Here is an 18,124-nt window from a genome sequence, read left to right as displayed (position 1 = left end):
GTTCCCGGGCTAGGGGCTGACGAGCGAGGCGGCCAGGGCTGCGTCTGCGTCCTTGAGGACTTTGGCGGCTACTTCGAGGCCTTCGATGCGGCCGAGTTCGACGTCCTCGTGCTCGATGTTGACGAGCATGTCGGGGTCCACCTCGTGGAGGGCCCGCAGGAACTCGGTCCAGTAGGCGGTGTCGTGGCCTTTGCCGAGGGCGACGAAGTCCCACGCGGCGGGCTTGGGCCATTCGTTGGCCCATTCGTCGCCGCCGAGGTTGGTGCGGTTCTCCTCGGGGGAGAGCCGGCGGAAGCGGTTGTCGAGGACGCCGTAGATTGCGGCGGTGTCCTTGTTGACGCGCACGTCCTTGGCGGCGGCGTGGAAGACCAGGGGTCCGAGCTCGCGGACGACGGCGACCGGGTCCATCTGCTGCCAGAACAGGTGGGACGCGTCCAGCTCAACGCCGACGTGGGTGGCGCCGGTCAGTTCGACGAGCTTGTACACGTCGGCGGGGTTGAAGACGAGGTTCTGCGGGTGCAGTTCCAGGGCGACCTTGACGCCGTGGTCGGCGGCGAGCCGGTCGGTTTCCTTCCAGAACTTCGCGGCGACGCCCCACTGGTAGTCCAGGACGTCCAGGGCCGCGGAGTTCCAGGCGTTGACGATCCAGTTCGGCACGGTGGCGCCTGGTTCCCCGCCGGGCAGCCCGGACATGGTGACCACACGGTTTTGGCCGAGGCGGTGGGCGAGGCGGATGGAACGGCGGACGTCCTCGGCGTGCTTGTCGCCTATGAGAGGGTTTGGGTGCAGCGGGTTGCCGTTGCAGTTCAGCCCGGCGATGGAGACGCCGGTGCCCTCGAAGATGGCCAGATAGTCGTCCCGGGCGGCGTCGCTTTCGAGGATCTGGTCGAAGGTGGGCACGTGCACCGCGGGCAGGAACCCGCCGGAGTTGATTTCGATGCCGGTCAGGCCCAGGCCGGCGACGACCTTCAGCGCTTCGGGGAGCGGGCGGTCGTGCAGGATCGCGTTGTAGACGCCGAGCTTCATAGCGTGATCTTCTTTCCGTTGTTCAGGGCCGATTCGGTGACCGCGGCGAGCAGTTCCATGTTGCGGACGCCTTCGTCGAAGGTGGCGCAGCGCGGCAGGGATTCCTCTTCGCTGAGGCCGGCGACCTCCTCGAGGAACGCGCGTGACTGGTAGGCGAAGGCGTCGTTCTGGCCGAAGCCGACCTCGGGGGCGTCCATGGCCAGGCCGCCGGCGATGTAGGGGTGGCCGGGGCCGAGGCTGACCTGGCGGTAGCCGCTCTCGTGGCCGGAGCCGTCGTTGAGGAACAGCTGGATCTCGCCGGGACGGCGCTGGTCGAACTTGGCGGCGCCGTTCTCGCAGAAGACCTCGAAGTTGAGGCTGTTGGCGTGTCCGGCGGCGACGCGGGAGACCTCGAGGCTGCCTGTGCCGTTTTCGAATTCGGCGGAGAAGGCTGCGTAGTCGTCGTTCTCCACGGCCTCAAAGGTGTCGCTGACGGCGGCGTGGTCGTGTCCGATGACGGCGCCCAGCGGCAGGGGCCGCTTGTCGATGGCCGTGCTGAGGCGGCCGCCGCTGACGGACTTGATGTCACCGCACAGGAACTCGGAGACGTAGGCGAGGTGGCTTCCGACGTCGGCCAGCGCGCCCGATCCGGGGCCGCCCTTGTAGCGCCAGCTCATGGGGGCCTCCGGGCTGAAGCCGTAATCCGTCCAGTAGCGGCCGCTGAAGTGCAGCACCTTGCCCAGGGTCCCGTTCTGGATGAGGTCGCGGATGTAGGCGATGCCGGGGGTGCGGCGGAAGGTGAATCCGATGCGCGCGATCGAGGAGGCGTTGCGGGCGGCGTCGGCCATGACGCGGGCGTCCTCGAGGGTGTCGCTCAGCGGCTTCTCGCACAATACGTGCTTGCCGGCGGCGAGGAGGCCTTCCACCACTTCCCGGTGCAGCGAGTTGGCGATGACGACGCTGACCACATCGATGTCGTCGGCCTCAGCGATGGCCTGCCATGAGGTGTCGTTGCGCTCGTAGCCGAAGCGCCGGGCGGCGAGGGAGCCGAATTCCGGGTTGACGTCGCCGATGGAGACCAGCCGGACCGGCGGAAGGACGGGGCTGTACAGGGCGGTTGCGGTGCGGTAGGCGGCGGCGTGGGCCTTGCCGGCCATGCCCGCCCCGATGACGGCGACGCCGATGTCTTTGGGCATTGGTTTTCTCCTTTGAAACGGGCTCTGTGGGACCCTGCCGGTGTGACGCAGGGCAAGAATGGAGCGCTCCATAAACACGATAGAGGCGCGACTTTGTCCTGTCAATACTCCAAAGAGCAGTGCATGGGCGACAATGGCAGGGTGACCCAGGAGACCGGCAAACGCCCGAATATCTATGACGTTGCCTCCGCGGCCGGGGTGTCAAAATCCCTGGTCTCGTTGGTTCTGCGCGGCGCCCCTGGAGTTTCCGCCGCGCGCCGGGCCGCCGTCGAGGAGGCGATCAAACAGCTGAACTACCGCCCCAGTCGGGCGGCAGCGACCCTGGCCGGCAACCGGTCCCGGACCATCGGCGTCGTTCTGGATGACTACCGGAACCCGTGGTTCGTCGGTCTGCTGGGCGGCCTGCACGACGAGCTCGCGCCGCTCGGGTTCCGGGTGGCTGTGGCCGACCCGTCCTTCAACGCCCATCTGGACCGGACGCCGGTGGACGGCCTGATGTCACTGCGGGTGGACGGGATTGTGATCGCGACCGAACCCACCGAAGAGATGTTCGCCGCCGTCGATGTTCCTGCTGTGGTGGCGGGCAACCGCGACGTCGCAATTCCGGGGGCGGACATCGTTGCCAACGACGATGAGGCCGGCGGCCGCCTGGCAGCCGCGCATCTGATCGGCTTGGGGCACACGGACATCGGGCATGTGACCGGCGGGGGCGGCGCCGCGCGGCTGCGGGCCCAGGGGTTTGAGGCTGCGATGCGCGAACGGGGGCTGCGGCCGTACACGGTGCAGGGCCACGGGCAGACGATGGAGCCCGACGGCTACGAGGGCGGGCTGAAGCTGCTGGACCAGAACCCGGCACTCACCGCGATTTTTGCTGCCAACGATGTGATGGCGATGGGGGTTGCGGCCGCGGCGCGCGACCGTGGCCGGCGCATCCCGGAGGACCTTTCCTTGATCGGCTACGACAATTCGCCCCTCGCGTCAGCGAATCTGCTCCGCCTGACCACCATCGACGGCCGGAATGCCGAGGTGGGTGCCGGGGCCGCACAGGCCCTGCTGGAACGGATGAAGGATCCGGACGCTGAGGTCCAGACGAAACTGGTGGATCCGGAGCTGGTGGTCAGAGGCTCGACGGCGTCCCCGGCCTGAACCGCGCAAACGGCGCCCCCGCCCACAAAGGCGAGGGGCGCCGTCGTCGTTGTGCTACAAGCTAGAGCGCGCCCTGCGCGCTGGTGCCCGCCGGGATCGCGGTCAGCCGGGTCACTTCCACCGGCTCCTTCAGGAGTCCCTCCAGTGAGGCATTCAGCCGCTTGACGGCGTCGCCGGCGCCGTGGGCGTCGAGGAGCTCGGTGCTTTCCCACTTTTCGATCATGACGATCTGGCCGTTCGGGGCCTCGTGGATGGCGTACAGGATGCAGCCGGGCTCCTCGTGCACCTCCGCGATGGCTGGCAACAGAGCAGCCACGACGTCGTCGAAGGCGCCTTCCTTGGGTGTGAATATGGCGGTGACAACTACGGTCATGCTTGTACTTTTCCTTCCTCGGCCATTCCCAGTGACGGCACTTCAGGAGTCTATAAGGCGCGGGGCATCATTCCGCGAGGTGCTCGAGCAGCGCGTCGAGGATCTGCAGCTGGCCCTTCACCAGCTTGATCCGGGCCTCGGATTCACTGATCCACTCGGCACGGTCGATCTCGGGGAAATGCTGGACGCTTCCGGACCCTTTCGGCCACTCCAGGGGAAAGGTGTTGCTCAGGATCTTCTCCGGTTTGAAAGCGGACTCGGCCGCGAACGCAGTGATGAGCTTGCCCGAGGGCTGCCGGAAGGTTCCGAGCGGCACGTAGTCGGCCGAGGGTGCAGGGACTCCCATTTCCTCGGCGAACTCTCGCTGTGCGGCTGCCAGCGGGTCCTCTTCTTCGAGATACTCGCCCTTGGGAATCGACCAGGCACGCTCATCCTTGCGCTCCCAGAAGGGCCCGCCCATGTGGGCGATCCACACTTCCAATTCCGCTTTGCCGTTCCGCCGGTACAGCAGAAGGCCTGCGCTCCTGACCGTCATGTTGCCCTCCTGCCCCTAAGGCTACTCCCGGGCACCTTGTCCCGCTTTGGCCGCGGGGGGACACTGGAAAAACGATGTGAAAGGAGTCTGCCGTGCGCAAGAGAACAGCATGGATTATCGGCTCGGCCGTCGCTGCGGCGGCCCTGGGAGGCGCCTCGTCGTCCATCAACCCGTTCGACGACGACACAACAGGCAACGGCGGCACTCAGCAGCCGCTGAGCCAGACCGACCGCGACAAGGCAGTCGACGCCGCGATGGCGAAGGTCGGTTCCGGACAGGTGACCGAAGTGGAGCGGGGCGACGATCCCGGCTCCTCCTACGAAGTGGAGATCCGCAAGAGCGACGGGTCCGAAGTCGAAGTGAATATCAGTCCGGACTTCCAGGTGCTGAGCCAGAGCCCGGACGACAGCGACTGAGAGCAGTTCCTGGCCGAGGGGTTCACCCCCCGAGCCATTCGCCTGACTTCATGACGGCGGCCACTTCAAGGCCGCCGGTGAGCACCACCAGGTCCGCCTTCCGTCCGGTTTCCAGCCGGCCGACGTCGGACAGCCCCAGCATGTCCGCGGGGTTCTGGCTTGCGGCGCGGACCGCGTCGGCCAGCGGAATGCCTGCCTCCCGGACAGCGTGCCGCACCGCGGCATCCAGCGTGAGGACGCTGCCGGCGATGGTGCCGTCGCTGACCAGGCGGGCCTCGCCGCCGGATACCTGCACGTCCAGCCCGCCGAGCCGGTAGTGGCCCTCCTGCGCGCAGGCCGCCGCCATGGCGTCGGTGACAAAGACCGCCCGCGCCGGGCTGGCGGCGATGAAGCGGACCAGCGACGGGTGGAGGTGGACGCCGTCGGCGATCACCTCGGCAAACACGGCGGGGTCCTCCAACAGCGCCAGGGCCGGACCCGGCTCGCGGTGGTGCAGCGGCCGCATCGCGTTGAACACGTGCGTTCCGGCAGTGGCTCCCGCCGCGATTGCCTGCCGGGCCAGGTCGTAGCCGGCACCCGTGTGGCCGATGGCCGCGACAGCGCCGTAGCCCGTGACCTGCCGAACGGCGGCCAGACCGCCTTCCAGTTCAGGCGCGATGGTCACCATCCGGACGGTGCCCCGCCCGGCCAGCATCAGCCGGTCGACGGCGGCCGGTTCCGGTGCGAGCAGAAGCTCGTCCGCGTGGGCGCCCCGGTGGTCGGGACTGAGCCACGGCCCCTCCAGATGGATCCCGGCCAGGACGCCCTGCTCCACGAGGGACGCCAGCGCGGCTACCGCCTTCTCAAGCTCCGGCAGATGCGCGGTGACCAGGCTTGCCATCAGCGTGGTGGTGCCGTGCGAGCGGTGCACCGCGGCGATCCGGACCGCTGCGGCAGCGGGATCAGCGTCGTTGAAGCTGAAACCGCCGCCGCCGTGGATGTGGGCGTCCACAAAGCCGGGCGCGAGGGTGGCGTCCGGAAAGTCCGCGTCAGGTTCGCGGGCGGGCAGCCCGGGGCCGACGGCGGTGATCCGGCCGCCGTCGGTTTCCACCCAGCCGGGCTCCAGCACGGTGTCCGGCAGGATGACCCGGGAAGCAGAAATCAGCGTCGGACTCACCAGGTTTCCGTGATCTTGTGCAGGCCGCGGGGAGCATCAGGGTCCCGGTGGCGCGCCGCCGCCATCGTGTGCGCCAGCCGCTGCAGGGGCATGATCTCCAGGACCGGCGAGAGCTGCTCGTGGACAGCCGGCAGCGGCACCACGTGGTTTCCGGGCCGGGCCGCGCCGGCGTCGCCCACCAGGCAGACGTCGGCGCCGCGTTCGGCCAGGCGGTCCAGCACCGGGTGCAGGGCCCGGCCGCCGGCGCCCGGCGAGGCGACGGCGATGACGGGCCGGTCGGCGTCGATCATTGCGAACGGCCCGTGCAGCAGGTCCGCGCCGGAGAAGGCGTGCGCCGCCAGGTAGGACGTTTCCATCAGTTTCAGTGCCGCCTCCCGTGCGGTGGGGTAGGAGAAGCCGCGCCCGGTGGTGATGATGTGGTTCACGAAGCGGTAGCGGCCTGCCACCTCCAGTATCTCCGGCCGGGCCAGGACATCGGCGGCGAGACGCGGCAGGTCCGCCGCTTCCGCGCCGTTCCCCCCGGCCCACGCGTCGAGGAGCAGCCACAGCGCCAGCAGCTGGGACGTGTAGCTCTTGGTGGCGGCCACGGCGCGTTCCGGCCCGGCCAGAATGTCCAGGTGGTGCCGGGCGGCGGTCGCCAGCGGCGAGGAGGGCGCGTTCGTGACGGCCACGGTGAGGGCGCCGGCGCGGGCGGCTGCGGCGGTGGAGTCCACCAGGTCCGGGGAACCGCCGGACTGGCTCACCGCCAGCCACAGTACCCCGTCCATCTTCGGCTTAGCGCCGTACACGGTAAGGCTCGACGGCGACGCCAGCCCGGCGGGCAGCCCCAGCACCGTTTCGATGAGGTACTTCGCGTACAGGGCGGCGTGGTCGCTGGTGCCGCGGGCGGCCAGGAGGACGTACCGGATATCCGCTTCCCGAAGGACCCCGGCCAGGCGGGCGATGTCGGGACGGCCGTGCTCAAGCAGCCGGGCCAGCGCGTCCGGCTGTTCCAGGATTTCGGCGGCCATCAGGGCGCCGGGGACGGGGGTGATGTGCGGGGGTGTGGCGGTGATGGTGTCAATGGCGGTGTGCGGGGCGGTCATGGGTCTCCTTGGGGGATCAGAGGGGCATGGGGTGATGGGGCAGGGATAGGGATCAGGCGGGGGCCTGTACCGGTGGCTGCAGTGGTGTTACGGCGAGATGGCGGGCCAGCTCCACGGCGCCCCAGGCCGGGGCGCGGTCCAGCACGCGGACGTCGGTGAGGCCGCTGACTGCCAGCAGTTCACGCACCTTGGCGGCCAGTGCCGGCTGGTTCACCAGCATGCCGCCGGCCAGCAGGACCGGCATGCCTTTCGCAGGGACGCCTTTCGCCAGGACGCCAAGCCTGCGGTTCACCGTCAGGGCCAGTCCGGCGAGGTGCCGTGCGGCGTCCTCGGCGATGGCTGCGCCCGCAGCGTCCGAGGCGGCCAGTGCGAACACGGTTCCGGCCAGCCCTGCCCAGTACCGGCGTTCCGGCCTGCGGTAGAACAGGTCCAGCAGGTCCGTGGGTTCCGCAGCTCCGGTTTGTGCCAGCAGCCGGGCGGTCAGGGGTCCGGCCGGGAGGCCGTGGTCCGATTCCTGGAGGGCGTTGCGGACCGCGCTGCGGGCGACGGCATAGCCGCTGCCTTCGTCGCCCAGCAGGTAACCCCAGCCGCCGGCCCGGGTTTCCCTGCCGTCGTGCGACGTGGCCCAGGCGGCGGAGCCGGTGCCGGAGATGAGGACGGTCCCTGCCGTGAGGCCGCCGGCCGCGAGGATGATGCGGGTGTCGTGGTCCACGTGGATCCGGGCTCCGGGGAACCGGCGGGAGAGCAGGCCGGTGAGCCGTTCGCGGGCCGCCGGCGTGTCCGCTCCCGCTGCGCCGGCAAACACAGTGTGGATGCCGTGCCCGGCAGGATCGGCGATGCCAAGCCGGGCTGCCAGGTCATCCAGTGCCGCGGCGGCCTCGCGTTCCCCGACGGAGGCGATGTTGGCGCTGCCCACCGAGCATTCGGCGAGGTAGCGGGAAACTGATGGCCCGCCGTCGTCCGTTCCAGCGTCCGCCAAAATGGTGTGGGTCTTGGAGCCGCCGATATCCAGGCCAAGGAGACGGTCGTGCCGCATCACTTGGCCGCCGGGGTGCTGCTGCCTGAGCTGCTGCCGGTGGCTTCCGGCCAGCGGGCGCCGTTTTCCCAGTAGTGGCGGATTTCCTCGAGGTTCCGGCCCTTGGTCTCGGGGGCCAGGCGGTGGACGAAGACGAACCCGGCGATGGCCAGCGCCCCGAACACCGCGAAGGTGCCGGCACCGCCGAGCCGCTGCAGCATGGTCAGGAAGAAGGCCGCGACGATCACGTTGGCCACCAGGTCCGAGGTCAGCATGGCGCTGGCGCCCAGGGAACGCAGCCGGGCAGGGAAGGACTCGCCGGCGTAGACCCACACGAGGGCGCCGAACCCGAAGGTGAAGCCGACGGTAAACAGCAGGACCCCGAGGAAGCCCACTATGGTCAGGGCTCCGCCGAAGTCGCGTCCGGCCATGAAGACGCCCACCAGGATGGCGTTGGCCACGATCATCATGCCGATGCCGCCGAGCAGGATGGGGCGCCGGCCCACCCGGTCAACCAGGGACAGCGATACGAACACGGCCACCAGGGAGGCCGCCTGGACGAGTGCGGGCAGCAGCAGGAGGGCGGCGTTGCCGGTGAAGCCCATGGCCTCGAAGATCCGGGGGCTGTAGTAGACCACGGCGTTGATGCCGGTGATCTGGATGAAGAAGCCAAGCCCGACGACGAACACGGTGGCCTTCAGGTAGGGGGAGCGGAGCATCTCGCGGAGGCCCCCGCCGCGCTCTTCGCTGATGGCGCGGCGCATGTCTGCGAGTTCGGCGTCGACGTCGGCATTCGGCTCGATCGAGCTGAGGGTGCGGCGGGCCTCTTCGGTGCGGCCGCGCATCATGTACCAGCGGGCGGTGTCCGGGAGGCGGAGGGTGACGGCGAGGACCGCGATGGCCGGAACCGCGGCAAGGCCCAGCATCAGCCGCCAGTTCTCGCTGGCGGACAGGACGTAGGCGGCCAGATAGCCGATGATGATGCCGATGACGGTGGCCACCTGGTACGCCACGAGCAGGGCGCCTCGCACCTTGGGCGGCGCAGACTCGGCCACGAAGACGGGTACCACCACCACGGAAATGCCGATGGTCAGGCCCAGGAGGAGCCGGGCCACGAGCAGCATGGGAACGTCGGCGGCGGCGGCGCTGAGCACCGCGAAGGCTGCGTAGGCTGCGGCCACGCCCACCATGCAGGCCTTGCGGCCCACCTTGTTGGCGAGCCAGCCGCCGAGCATGGCGCCTAGGACTTCACCGACGACGACGGCGGTGGTCACCAGCTCCTGTTGGCTGGTGGAGAGCTGGAACTCCTTGGTGATGAACAGCAGGGCGCCGGCGATATTGGACAGATCGTAGCCGTAGATTATGCCGATGGTGGCGGCGGTGCCGCCGACCAAAAGGCCGAGGCGGGGCGTCTGGCGCAGGTCTTGCAGGAACGACATCTTTGGGTCCTTGGAAGTGTGGGGGATGGGGTCCGCGGAATTGGTGTAAACCAATTTCCATTATTTTGGCCTAGACCAATTTTCGTGTCAATAGATACCATCGGATTCATGGATACCTCTGCCGCGGCTGCCCTCCCCAAGTACTACGTACTCAAGGAGCAGATCCTCGCCCTCATCGAGGACGCGGCGCCCGGAACTTTGATCCCCACCGAGCGTGCGCTCGCCGGGCAGTACGGGACGTCCCGCACCACCGTGCGGCAGGCCATCGGCGAGCTGGTGGCCGAGGGCCGCCTGGACCGGACGCAGGGGCGAGGGACGTATGTGGCGCCGCCGAAGGTGACGCACGTCCGCCAGCTGACGTCCTTTTCGGACGATGCCGCGAGCCAGGGGCTCACGGCTGCGGCGAGGATCGTGGACGTGAGCGTGCTTCCGGCGGACCCGGCCACGGCACGGCGCCTGGCGGTGGAACCGGGGGCGGATATCCACCGGGTGGAACGGATCAGGCTGGTGGACGGCGAGCCGCTCGCGCATGAGATCGCTTTCCTTGCCGGCCCGCTGCCGGACCTCGAACGGACCGTCGCGGAGCGCGGCTCCTTGTACACGGCCCTGCGTGAGGACTACGGCATCCGGATCGCCGAGGTGGAGGACACCGTGGAGACCAAGCTGGCCGGCCCGGCCGAGGTGCAGCTCCTCGACGTCGAGATGGGCGCCCCCATGCTGCTGGTGCACCGGCTCGGCTTCACGCCTGAGGGACGGCCCGTGGAGTGGACCGAGTCGGTCTTCAGGGGGGATCGGTTCCGCTTCGTCGCGCGCATGCACGTCTGAGCAGGCGTTTCTTCGGCGGGGCATGCGCTTTGTTACGCCCAAATGCGGAAGATGAAGCACTGTTGCCTTGCACGACGGCGGGTGTCGCCGGCCATTGTGAAGCAAGTTACCGGGTGGTTGTGTAAGTCAATAATCACGACGGGGCGGCGTCACGCCCTCCCTGAATCGAGGGGGACATGATCACAGCTTTGGTTCACAGAATCCGGACGCAGTGCAGCGCGGAACTCAACGCCTTCAGCGGCCAAATGCAGGCGCTGGCGCGGCAGGACATCGGGGCCGGAGGCCTGGATGCGGCGGCCACCACCATGGCCCGCCGGCCGTGCCTGGCTTCCCCTGGAGTATCGGTGGACATTATCGGCTTCACCAGCCCCCGTTCCTCCAGCGGACAACCTTCGGTGCGGGTAGCCGTGTCCATGAGCATGCAGCCCGGCCAGATCGCCTCGGCGGTCCACTGGGAGGAGGCCCACGCCTGGGCCGGAGCCGTGGCCAGCGGCGGGTGGGCGGCGGCCGAATATGTCGGAAGCCAGGAGAGTCCGGACGGAAGGGTCTTTCACTACTTTTTGAAAAGCGAGGACGACCCGGTCTCCATACCTGAGTACTCGGCAGAGTATTCAATTCCGACATACTCGGCCGCCGCACAGTAGCAAGACAAGAGGATCCGGCGGGAAACGTTCCCGCCGGATCCTTTTGTGCGTGTCTTACCGATTACTCCTTGCCCGCTTTACTCCTTGCCAAGTCCGGCAGCAGAGGTCTTTTCGCCGGTGACGGCATTCAGTGTGGAAAGGTCGAAGATGCCATTGATGTCGGCTTGCTTGGTGGTGCCGGCATCGACGCCGTCCTGCAGCAGCTTCTTGAAGGCACCGGCCAGCGGGTCCACCGAGAACACGATGTTTTCGAGCGAACGGTCGATGACGTCCTGTGACAGTGCCTTGCCGGCCACTTCCTTCAGGGCGGCGTTCACTTCCGTGGCCTTCTCTGCGGACGGGGTGTCGTTGAGCCACTTCACGGCCTCGACATGGCCCTTGAGCAGCGCCTCCACGGTCTGCGGGTGCTCCGCGGCGAACTTCCTGTTCACGATCAGGATCGTGGTGGGGAACTCGCCCGGCTTGCCGGTCAGCGACCCGTCCCACAGGTCCTTCTCGTCCACCAGGACCTTCGCCCCGGCCTGGAGCACCAGGCGGGAGGCCCAAGGCTCGGGCAGCCACGCGCCGTCGAGCTTGCCGTTTTGGAACAGCTTCAGGGTCTGGGCGTTTTCGGTGGGGTTGATGGCAACGTCCCCGCCGCCGTCGGGGTTGGTTTTGTAGCCCTGCTTTCCCAGCCAGGCGCGCAGCGCCACGTCCTGGGTGCCGCCCAGCTGCGGGGAGGCCAGGGTCTTGCCTTTCAGGTCCGCCGCCGTCTTGATCTCCGGCTTGACCACCAGCTGCGCCCCGCCGGAGGCGGCGCCGGCGATGATGCTGACGGATTCGCCCTTGCTCTTGACGAACGAGTTGATCGCCGGGTTCGGGCCGATGTAGGTGGCGTCGATCGCGCCGGCGTTCAGGGCCTCGATCGCGGCCGGGCCGGCATTGAACACCTGCGTGCTCAGCCTGGTCTCGCCCAGTTCCTTCGCGATGAAGCCCTTCTGGACTCCGACCAGAGCGGTGGCGTGGGTGATGTTCCCGAAGTAGCCGAGCTTCAGCTCGGCGGCGGGGCTGGCGGCTGCAGTGGCAGTGTTCGGAGCAGAGCTGTTGGCGGCCGTGGTGGCGACGGCGGCACCTGCTCCCAGGACGGCCAGGATGCCGGCGGCGATGCCGATCTTGAGCCCGCTGGGGCGTTTGCGGCTGCTGGGCTGGCCCGCGGAGATCCGGGTGGAGCCCGGGTTCTGGTCTGCAGAAGACATGGTGTTTTTCCTTTGGATGATGGAGCGGAGGGGGATGGCGCTGAGCGTTGGACTGAGACTACGGAGGCCTCTCCGGGGGCCACAATGGCCGCCGACGCAGGCGTTCACCCGGCGTCGCAATCAGTCATCACCCGGGTCTTACTGCTTCACCGGGAGTCGCGGAACGTCAAAAATGGCGGCCTAAAAGCCGTCCGGTGCGGACTTCAGCGTTTCCAGCACGGCGGGCAGGAGGTGCTGTTTCCGGCCCCACACCGGATCGAGCAGTTCGACGTACCAGGAGTCTGCCAGCAGGAGGGCCAGGGCTTCGTTCGTTTCGCCCGCCCAGTCCTGGATCTGCTCGGATTCGACCGGAATTTCGCTGCTTCCCAGAACGGTGACCACTTCGCCGTCGTGCTGTGTGACCGGAACGGAGGCCTGGCTGACCTCGCCGGGGGCGTGGGCGATGGCGATGAGTTCCGTCTCTGCCGACAGCCGCAGCAGGCGGGCGGCCGACGCCGCGGAGCAGAATCCCGTGACGTATTCGCGCTGGGCGTGGCCGGCGTCCGGGCCGAGGCCCGGCTGGGATTCCTTCGTGAAGAGTCCGTTGCGGTTGAGCTCGGCCAGCTGGCCGGCAATGGGCAGGGTCTCGTCATCGAAGCGCGGGGCGAGGGTTCCGGGCTGGTATTCGCTGATGCCTTCGAGCCACCGCGCGGTGAGTTCACCGGCGGCGGGGAGGGTGGCCGCCTGCCGCCAGACTTCGCGGTCCGCAAGGAGCCGGCCGTAGCTGTCACGTTCGGTGGTGAATTGATCGCTCATACTCGATGCTAGGCCCGTTTCCGGGATGAACGGCAGGCTGAATGACGCCTTCGAACACCGTGTTAATCGCGGTTACGCCGTGTATCTTCCGGTTTCCGGCGCTTTGACCGCCGCTTTTTTGCTGCCGGATAGTTGCTGCCACAACCTTCGCATCCACTACTTCCAGGGGGCAACCATGGTCCGTCAGTCTCTCAAATCCCGCACGGGCGCACTCAAGCCGGGGGTAGGCCTGGCCCTCGCCGCCACCACACTGCTGGCACTCTCTGCCTGCTCCGATCCCGGGGCCGCCGCGTCCGCGAACGCGACAGCCGCCACAAACACCACTACATCGTCAGGCGAACCTGCAGCCAAGACCTTTAACCTGACGCCCGAGCAGGACCGGTTCCCCGCCGGCGTGGACGAGAAGGCGGCGGCGCTGGTTCCGGAAGCCATCAAGAAGGACGGGAAGCTGACCGTGGCCGTCAGCCCGTTCGCCCCGCCGCTGGCGGTATACGCCACCGACAACAAAACGCCGGTGGGCAACGAAGTGGACATCGCCGTCGCACTGGCCCAGACGCTGGGACTGGAAGCCGAGATCGTTCCGACCGCCTGGGCCGACTGGCCCCTCGGCGTCGAATCGGGCAAGTACGAGGCTGTTCTCTCCAATGTCACCGTGACGGAAGAACGGAAGCTCAAATTCGACTTCGCCAGCTACCGCGACGACAAGCTGGGTTTCTACGCCAAGAGCTCCAGCGGCATTACCAAAATCGAGTCGGCGCCCGACGTCGCCGGAAAGCGCATCATCGTTGGCTCGGGCACCAACCAGGAGTCCATCCTGCTGCGCTGGGACGAGGAGAACAAGGCCAAGGGGCTGAAGCCGGTTGAGTTCCAGTACTACGACGACGACTCCGCCTCGAACCTGGCACTGCAGTCCGGCCGCGCGGACCTGACCTTCGGGCCGAACGCCACGGCCGCCTACAAGGCCGCGACCGACCAGAAGACCAAGCTGGTGGGCCTGGTGGACGGCGGCTGGCCGCTGAAGGCGAGCATCGCCGCCACCACCAAGAAGGGCAACGGCTTTGCCGCTGCTGCCCAGGCCGGGCTGAACCACCTGATTGAGGACGGCACTTACGGCAAGATCCTGGACCGCTGGGGCCTGTCATCGGAAGCCGTCGCCAAGTCGGAACTGAACCCGGCGGGCCTGCCCAAGAGCTAATTCCCTCCATCGAGTGCTCCGCAACTGCCCTTTTCCGGGCTGAAAACGGCAGTTGTGGAGCAGCCGAGGTCCTTAACCCCGAAGGTCCGTTGCTCCGAAAGCCGCATTGTTGAAAGGATGAGCGGCATGAGCAACCTGGAAACCTTCCCGGAGGAGATCGTCTGCACGGAGGGCGGCCATGCGGGAGCGATCGAATTCCTGGCTCCGCGGAGCGTTCCCTTGGGCGGACCGCGGGCCATGCCCGTCCGCCGGACGCTGCCCCAGAAGCAGCGCAGCCTCATCGGCGCCTGGTGCTTCCTGGACCACTACGGCCCGGACCCCGTCCCGGAGTCGGGCGGCATGAAAGTCCCACGCCATCCGCACACGGGCCTGGCGACGGTGAGCTGGCTGTTCAGCGGCACCGTGGCACACCGCGACTCGGCGGGGTACGCGGCGACCGTCCGCCCCGGGGAAGTCAACCTCATGATTGCCGGACGGGGGATCTCCCACCAGGAGTTCTCCACCCCGGACACCCGCATCCTCCACGGCGCCCAGCTTTGGTACGCCCTGCCCGAGGAAACCAGGAACATGGCCCCGACGTTCGAGCATTACGCCCCGGAACCCGTGCGGGGAAACGGCAGCGAGTTGCGTGTTTTCCTCGGCTCACTCGCCGGGTCCTCCTCGCCCGTGACCACTTACACCCCGCCGTTGCTGGGTGCCGAAGCGGTCCTGCCTGCCGGTGGGCGGCTCGAACTGGACCTGGACCCGTCCTTTGAACACGGAATCCTGCTCGATGCGGGTGAAGCCTCCATCGACGGGACGGCCATGGCGGTGGACCACCTGCACTATCTGCAGCCAGGCCGGACCAGGATTTCGCTGGAGGCCGGACAGGCGCCGGCCCGCATGCTGATCCTTGGCGGAGAGCCGCTCGGTGAACAGATCGTGATGTGGTGGAATTTTGTGGGCCGCACGCACGAGGAAGTGGTGGCCTACCGTGCGGCCTGGCAGGCAGAGATCGGCGCCGAACCTGCTGGCGCTCCCGCCGGCAACACGTACCCGGACGGCGCGCCCTTCCCGCGCTTTGGGCCTTTTCCCGAGGGCCAACCCGCGCCACTGCCTGCCCCGGCTCTGCCCAACGCCCGGCTTCGGCCCCGCGGCTGACAGACCATCAACCCAGGAGGACCTTTGGAACAGCAATCAACCCTGGCCGTCCGGAGCGCCCCGGAGCGCCGCCGCTACGAGCTTCTCGACGGCGACACCGTCATCGGCAAAGCGCACTACCTGCCCTACGACGGAGTACAGGGGCCGGAGCGCATTTTCTACCATACGACGGTCAGCGAGGACCATGCCGGGCAGGGCCTTGCCGCGCGCCTGGTACAGGACGCCCTGGACGATACGCTCGATGCCGGAATCGCCGTCGTGCCCGTCTGCCCGTACGTCAAGCTCTGGCTGCGGAAGCACCCGGACTACCAGGAGCGCGCAAGCGCTGTCCGGCCCGAGCACCTGGCCGCCCTGGAGAACGCCAAGCGGTAGCGGCGGCCAGTCCGGCTTACGCGGACACTGCGTTCGGCTACTTTGCAGCGAGCCCGGTGCTGCCCCGGACGATCAGGTCGCAGGGAAAATTCACCCTGCGCGGCGGCTCGCCGGGTAGATGGATGCGCTCGAGCAGCATCTTTGCACCCGCGCGGGCCATTTCGCGGCTGGGCTGGCGCACGGTGGTGAGGCTGAACGAATCCCACGCCGCCATGTCGACGTCGTCGTAGCCGATGACCCAGCAGTCCTCCGCCGGGATCCGGTTGGCCCGCAGGGCGTCGAGCGCGCCAAAGGCCATCAGGTCGTTGGCGCAGAAGACGGCCTGGGGCCGGTCCGCGCGGGCAAGCAGCCGGTTCATGGTCTGCGCGCTGACGTCGTGCGAGAACCCGCCATGGAAGCGGAAGTGTTCCGGCACGCCGTGGCCCCGCTCCGCCATCCTGTCCAGGAAACCGCGGGCGCGCTCACGTGACGTGCTCGCGTTTTCGGCGCCGCCGATGAAGGCCACCCGGGTCCTACCGTTGTCCAGGAGGTAGTCGGCGACCGCGGCGCCCCCTTCGGTGTTGCTGCTGGTGACCTGGTCGCAGTCCAGGCCCTCGACCACGCGGTTGATGAGCACGATCGGGCTCTTCTTCTCAATGGCTGCCTGCAGTTCGACGGAATCCTCGGTCGCCGTCGTGAAGATGACGCCGTCGACGGCGTGTTCCCGGATGGCCTTCAGGGCGTCGTGGTGGCTGCCGCCCCCGGCATTCCAGATGACAACCCGGAAACCTGCGGTGTCCAGCTCCCGGCTAAGTTCGTCGAGGACCTCCGGGTAAAACGGGTTGGTCAGGTCCGCGACCACAACGCCGATGGTGTTGGTCCGCCTGGTTTTCATGGCCTGCGCTCCGGCGTGCGGCACGTAGCCCAGCGTTTCCATGGCGGCCTGGACGCGGGCGCGCGTTGCAGGGGACAGCTTGGCGGGGGAGGACATGACCCGGGATACGGTGGCCTGTGAAACGCCCGCCAGTTCTGCGACGTCGCGGCTGGTGACCATCGGGCGTTCTCCTTATTTGTTGGGGCAGTTTTCTAGTTTGCTGTTTCAGACTAGCCAATCCAAAACCGGCACCGCCGAGGCCCCTTCCTACTGCGGGGCACCGGCGGTGGCGGCTGGCGGCCGGGGTCTGCTTACCGGCTCGTTGTGGGGTCGTGCTCGGCGCTCAGGCCGCGGCGCAGCCGGACCCGGGGTGCCGTCTCGGGGGACCAGAGCGCACCCACAATGGTGATGACCGACGTCGCGATCATGTACAGCGCCACGAGCCAGAACCGGTCAAACTCCGGGCCGATCAGGGCGGTGGCGATCAGCGGTGCGAAGCCGCCGGCGAAGACCGCGGCCACCTGCGGGCCGACAGAGGCGCCCGAGTAGCGCAGCTTGGGCTCGAACAGCTCGGTGAAGTAGGCCGGTTCCACGGAGTAGCAGAGGTCGCGTCCGACGTTGCAGGTCAGGATGAGGACCAGCAGGACCATGAGGAAGTCACCGGTCTGGACGCCCCAGAAGAACGGGAAGGCCATCAGGAGCATGGTCACCGCACCGGCGATCACCGTGTAGCGGCGGCCCCAGCGGTCCGAAACCCAGCCCCAGAACGGGATCGAGAAGATGCCGAGGCCGGCCATGATCATGGTTGCCAGCAGGATGCTGTTCTTTTCCAGCAGGATCGCCGGGCCGTAGGCCAGCAGGAAGGTGGTGTAGATGTAGTAGTTCGCGTTCTCCGCGAACCGCATCATGATGACCTTCAGGATGGTCAGCGGGCGGGTCTTGATGACCTTGACCACCGGCATCTTCTCGATTTCGCCCTTGCGCTTGATCTCCTCGAAAGCAGGGGACTCGTCCACGTTGCGGCGGATGTAGAAGGACAGCACCACCAGCAGGATGGACACCAGGAACGGGATGCGCCAGCCCCAGGCCATGAAGGCCTCGGGGGAGATGAGGCCGCCCATGATGAAGAATGCGCCGTTGGCCAGCAGGGTGCCGGCCGGAACGCCGATCTGCGGCCAGGAGCCGAAGAAGCCGCGGCGCTTGGCGGGGGCGTATTCGGTGGCCATGAGGGCGGCGCCGCCCCATTCACCGCCGACGCCGATGCCCTGGATGATCCGCAGCAGGACCAGCAGGATCGGTGCGGCAATGCCGATCTGGGAGTAATTGGGCAGGCAGCCGATCAGGAAGGTGCCGGCGCCCATCAGGCCGAGGGTGGCCATGAGCATTTTCTTGCGGCCCAGGCGGTCGCCGAAGTGGGCGAAAATCAGGCCGCCGACGGGGCGGGCGGCAAAACCGATCGCGTAGGTGCTGAAGGACAGCAGGATGCCGGCGAACGGGCTCACCTGCGGGAAGAACTGGCTGTTGAGAATGATTGCGGCGGCAACGCCATAGACGTAAAAGTCGTACCACTCGATGCAGCTGCCAAGCACTGAGGAGACCAGTGCTTTGCGGCGCATCTTCGGATCGATGGCCGGCGTTGCTGCCGTTGTCACGGGGGCGCTCATGTAGAGACTCCTTTGTCTTCGTCCGGACAGTGAGC

19 protein-coding genes are annotated in these 18,124 nt (G+C 67.7%); 7 read left to right on the top strand and 12 right to left on the bottom strand.

Annotated features, from left to right (window positions below; genetic code table 11):
- Window positions 1–9: 9 nt before the first annotated feature.
- Window positions 10–1,026: a sugar phosphate isomerase/epimerase family protein gene (locus BWQ92_RS09395; RefSeq protein ID WP_076799281.1), complete on the bottom strand. Its 1,017-nt coding sequence runs from the start codon at window positions 1,024–1,026 to the stop codon at window positions 10–12.
- Entirely contained in the window at window positions 1,023–2,201 is a 1,179-nt protein-coding gene (locus tag BWQ92_RS09390; protein ID WP_157365126.1) for a Gfo/Idh/MocA family protein, read from the bottom strand. The genes BWQ92_RS09395 and BWQ92_RS09390 overlap by 4 nt, the downstream gene beginning before the upstream one ends.
- Before the next feature lie 123 nt (window positions 2,202–2,324).
- On the opposite strand from BWQ92_RS09390, the gene BWQ92_RS09385 reads away from it, so the two are divergent.
- Complete coding sequence (locus BWQ92_RS09385) at window positions 2,325–3,347, top strand: LacI family DNA-binding transcriptional regulator (RefSeq protein WP_076799279.1); 1,023 nt, start codon at window positions 2,325–2,327, stop codon at window positions 3,345–3,347.
- Between the two features lie 61 nt (window positions 3,348–3,408).
- Here the strand turns inward: BWQ92_RS09385 and BWQ92_RS09380 are convergent, their stop codons facing one another.
- Both BWQ92_RS09380 and BWQ92_RS09375 read right to left on the bottom strand, forming a co-directional pair.
- Complete coding sequence (locus tag BWQ92_RS09380) at window positions 3,409–3,720, bottom strand: putative quinol monooxygenase (RefSeq protein WP_076799278.1); 312 nt, start codon at window positions 3,718–3,720, stop codon at window positions 3,409–3,411.
- 67 nt (window positions 3,721–3,787) lie between these two features.
- Entirely contained in the window at window positions 3,788–4,255 is a 468-nt protein-coding gene (locus BWQ92_RS09375) for an NUDIX domain-containing protein (protein WP_076799277.1), read from the bottom strand.
- A 92-nt stretch (window positions 4,256–4,347) separates the two neighbouring features.
- Between BWQ92_RS09375 and BWQ92_RS09370 the strand changes: the two genes are divergently transcribed.
- Window positions 4,348–4,671, top strand: coding sequence for a PepSY domain-containing protein (locus tag BWQ92_RS09370; RefSeq protein WP_083706260.1), 324 nt, complete (start codon window positions 4,348–4,350; stop codon window positions 4,669–4,671).
- Between the two features lie 22 nt (window positions 4,672–4,693).
- On the opposite strand, the gene nagA is transcribed toward BWQ92_RS09370, so the two are convergent.
- The 4 genes from nagA to BWQ92_RS09350 are packed head-to-tail and all read right to left on the bottom strand — an operon-like array spanning window position 4,694 to window position 9,366.
- Window positions 4,694–5,827, bottom strand: coding sequence for an N-acetylglucosamine-6-phosphate deacetylase (nagA, locus tag BWQ92_RS09365; protein WP_076799276.1), 1,134 nt, complete (start codon window positions 5,825–5,827; stop codon window positions 4,694–4,696).
- Window positions 5,824–6,912 carry an SIS domain-containing protein gene (locus BWQ92_RS09360; protein ID WP_236783157.1) on the bottom strand — a complete coding sequence of 363 codons (1,089 nt, stop codon included), beginning with the start codon at window positions 6,910–6,912 and terminating at the stop codon, window positions 5,824–5,826. Before BWQ92_RS09360 ends, nagA begins: the two co-directional genes overlap by 4 nt.
- A 52-nt stretch (window positions 6,913–6,964) precedes the next feature.
- A complete protein-coding gene (locus BWQ92_RS09355; protein ID WP_157365125.1) occupies window positions 6,965–7,948 on the bottom strand; it encodes an N-acetylglucosamine kinase in 984 nt (327 codons plus the stop codon).
- Window positions 7,948–9,366: a sugar porter family MFS transporter gene (locus BWQ92_RS09350; RefSeq protein WP_076799275.1), complete on the bottom strand. Its 1,419-nt coding sequence runs from the start codon at window positions 9,364–9,366 to the stop codon at window positions 7,948–7,950. Before BWQ92_RS09350 ends, BWQ92_RS09355 begins: the two co-directional genes overlap by 1 nt.
- A gap of 108 nt (window positions 9,367–9,474) precedes the next feature.
- Here BWQ92_RS09350 and BWQ92_RS09345 point away from each other — a divergent pair, with 108 nt between their 5' ends.
- Together BWQ92_RS09345 and BWQ92_RS09340 are read left to right on the top strand one after the other, a co-directional pair.
- Window positions 9,475–10,191 (top strand): GntR family transcriptional regulator, encoded by a 717-nt coding sequence (locus BWQ92_RS09345; protein ID WP_076799274.1) that lies wholly within the window; start codon window positions 9,475–9,477, stop codon window positions 10,189–10,191.
- Window positions 10,192–10,367: 176 nt separating this feature from the next.
- Entirely contained in the window at window positions 10,368–10,835 is a 468-nt protein-coding gene (locus BWQ92_RS09340) for a hypothetical protein (protein WP_076799273.1), read from the top strand.
- Window positions 10,836–10,912: 77 nt separating this feature from the next.
- Here BWQ92_RS09340 and BWQ92_RS09335 read toward each other — a convergent pair whose 3' ends face one another.
- Entirely contained in the window at window positions 10,913–12,070 is a 1,158-nt protein-coding gene (locus BWQ92_RS09335) for an ABC transporter substrate-binding protein (protein ID WP_076799272.1), read from the bottom strand.
- Between the two features lie 180 nt (window positions 12,071–12,250).
- The gene (locus BWQ92_RS09330; protein WP_076799271.1) at window positions 12,251–12,865 is read right to left on the bottom strand and encodes a DUF6919 domain-containing protein; all 615 of its coding nucleotides are present in this window, start codon (window positions 12,863–12,865) and stop codon (window positions 12,251–12,253) included.
- A 175-nt stretch (window positions 12,866–13,040) separates the two neighbouring features.
- On the opposite strand from BWQ92_RS09330, the gene BWQ92_RS09325 reads away from it, so the two are divergent.
- From BWQ92_RS09325 to BWQ92_RS09315, 3 genes are all read left to right on the top strand, one after another.
- Window positions 13,041–14,060, top strand: coding sequence for an ABC transporter substrate-binding protein (locus tag BWQ92_RS09325; protein ID WP_076803622.1), 1,020 nt, complete (start codon window positions 13,041–13,043; stop codon window positions 14,058–14,060).
- A gap of 126 nt (window positions 14,061–14,186) precedes the next feature.
- The gene (locus BWQ92_RS09320) at window positions 14,187–15,200 is read left to right on the top strand and encodes a pirin family protein (protein WP_076799270.1); all 1,014 of its coding nucleotides are present in this window, start codon (window positions 14,187–14,189) and stop codon (window positions 15,198–15,200) included.
- Window positions 15,201–15,224: 24 nt separating this feature from the next.
- Window positions 15,225–15,572: a GNAT family N-acetyltransferase gene (locus tag BWQ92_RS09315; RefSeq protein ID WP_076799269.1), complete on the top strand. Its 348-nt coding sequence runs from the start codon at window positions 15,225–15,227 to the stop codon at window positions 15,570–15,572.
- 37 nt (window positions 15,573–15,609) lie between these two features.
- Here the strand turns inward: BWQ92_RS09315 and BWQ92_RS09310 are convergent, their stop codons facing one another.
- Both BWQ92_RS09310 and BWQ92_RS09305 read right to left on the bottom strand, forming a co-directional pair.
- Window positions 15,610–16,605, bottom strand: coding sequence for a LacI family DNA-binding transcriptional regulator (locus tag BWQ92_RS09310; protein ID WP_076799268.1), 996 nt, complete (start codon window positions 16,603–16,605; stop codon window positions 15,610–15,612).
- A gap of 131 nt (window positions 16,606–16,736) precedes the next feature.
- Entirely contained in the window at window positions 16,737–18,089 is a 1,353-nt protein-coding gene (locus BWQ92_RS09305; protein ID WP_076799267.1) for an MFS transporter, read from the bottom strand.
- Window positions 18,090–18,124: the final 35 nt, after the last annotated feature.

Source organism: Arthrobacter sp. QXT-31 (assembly GCF_001969265.1).
Lineage (GTDB): Bacteria > Actinomycetota > Actinomycetes > Actinomycetales > Micrococcaceae > Arthrobacter.
The sequence above is the reverse complement of the archived record's forward strand: the minus strand, read 5'-3'. Positions and strand labels throughout refer to the sequence as shown.

Bases quoted from the DNA above. Each gene is read 5' to 3' on its own strand.
- BWQ92_RS09390 (WP_157365126.1), bottom strand. From the start codon at position 2,201: ATGCCCAAAGACATCGGCGTCGCCGTCATCGGGGCGGGCATGGCCGGC.
- BWQ92_RS09335 (WP_076799272.1), bottom strand. From the start codon at position 12,070: ATGTCTTCTGCAGACCAGAACCCGGGCTCCACCCGGATCTCCGCGGGC.
- BWQ92_RS09380 (WP_076799278.1), bottom strand. From the start codon at position 3,720: ATGACCGTAGTTGTCACCGCCATATTCACACCCAAGGAAGGCGCCTTC.
- BWQ92_RS09355 (WP_157365125.1), bottom strand. From the start codon at position 7,948: ATGCGGCACGACCGTCTCCTTGGCCTGGATATCGGCGGCTCCAAGACC.
- BWQ92_RS09330 (WP_076799271.1), bottom strand. From the start codon at position 12,865: ATGAGCGATCAATTCACCACCGAACGTGACAGCTACGGCCGGCTCCTT.
- BWQ92_RS09395 (WP_076799281.1), bottom strand. From the start codon at position 1,026: ATGAAGCTCGGCGTCTACAACGCGATCCTGCACGACCGCCCGCTCCCC.
- BWQ92_RS09325 (WP_076803622.1), top strand. From the start codon at position 13,041: ATGGTCCGTCAGTCTCTCAAATCCCGCACGGGCGCACTCAAGCCGGGG.
- BWQ92_RS09345 (WP_076799274.1), top strand. From the start codon at position 9,475: ATGGATACCTCTGCCGCGGCTGCCCTCCCCAAGTACTACGTACTCAAG.
- BWQ92_RS09385 (WP_076799279.1), top strand. From the start codon at position 2,325: ATGGGCGACAATGGCAGGGTGACCCAGGAGACCGGCAAACGCCCGAAT.
- BWQ92_RS09305 (WP_076799267.1), bottom strand. From the start codon at position 18,089: ATGAGCGCCCCCGTGACAACGGCAGCAACGCCGGCCATCGATCCGAAG.
- BWQ92_RS09310 (WP_076799268.1), bottom strand. From the start codon at position 16,605: ATGGTCACCAGCCGCGACGTCGCAGAACTGGCGGGCGTTTCACAGGCC.
- BWQ92_RS09350 (WP_076799275.1), bottom strand. From the start codon at position 9,366: ATGTCGTTCCTGCAAGACCTGCGCCAGACGCCCCGCCTCGGCCTTTTG.
- BWQ92_RS09320 (WP_076799270.1), top strand. From the start codon at position 14,187: ATGAGCAACCTGGAAACCTTCCCGGAGGAGATCGTCTGCACGGAGGGC.
- BWQ92_RS09360 (WP_236783157.1), bottom strand. From the start codon at position 6,912: ATGACCGCCCCGCACACCGCCATTGACACCATCACCGCCACACCCCCG.
- BWQ92_RS09375 (WP_076799277.1), bottom strand. From the start codon at position 4,255: ATGACGGTCAGGAGCGCAGGCCTTCTGCTGTACCGGCGGAACGGCAAA.
- BWQ92_RS09340 (WP_076799273.1), top strand. From the start codon at position 10,368: ATGATCACAGCTTTGGTTCACAGAATCCGGACGCAGTGCAGCGCGGAA.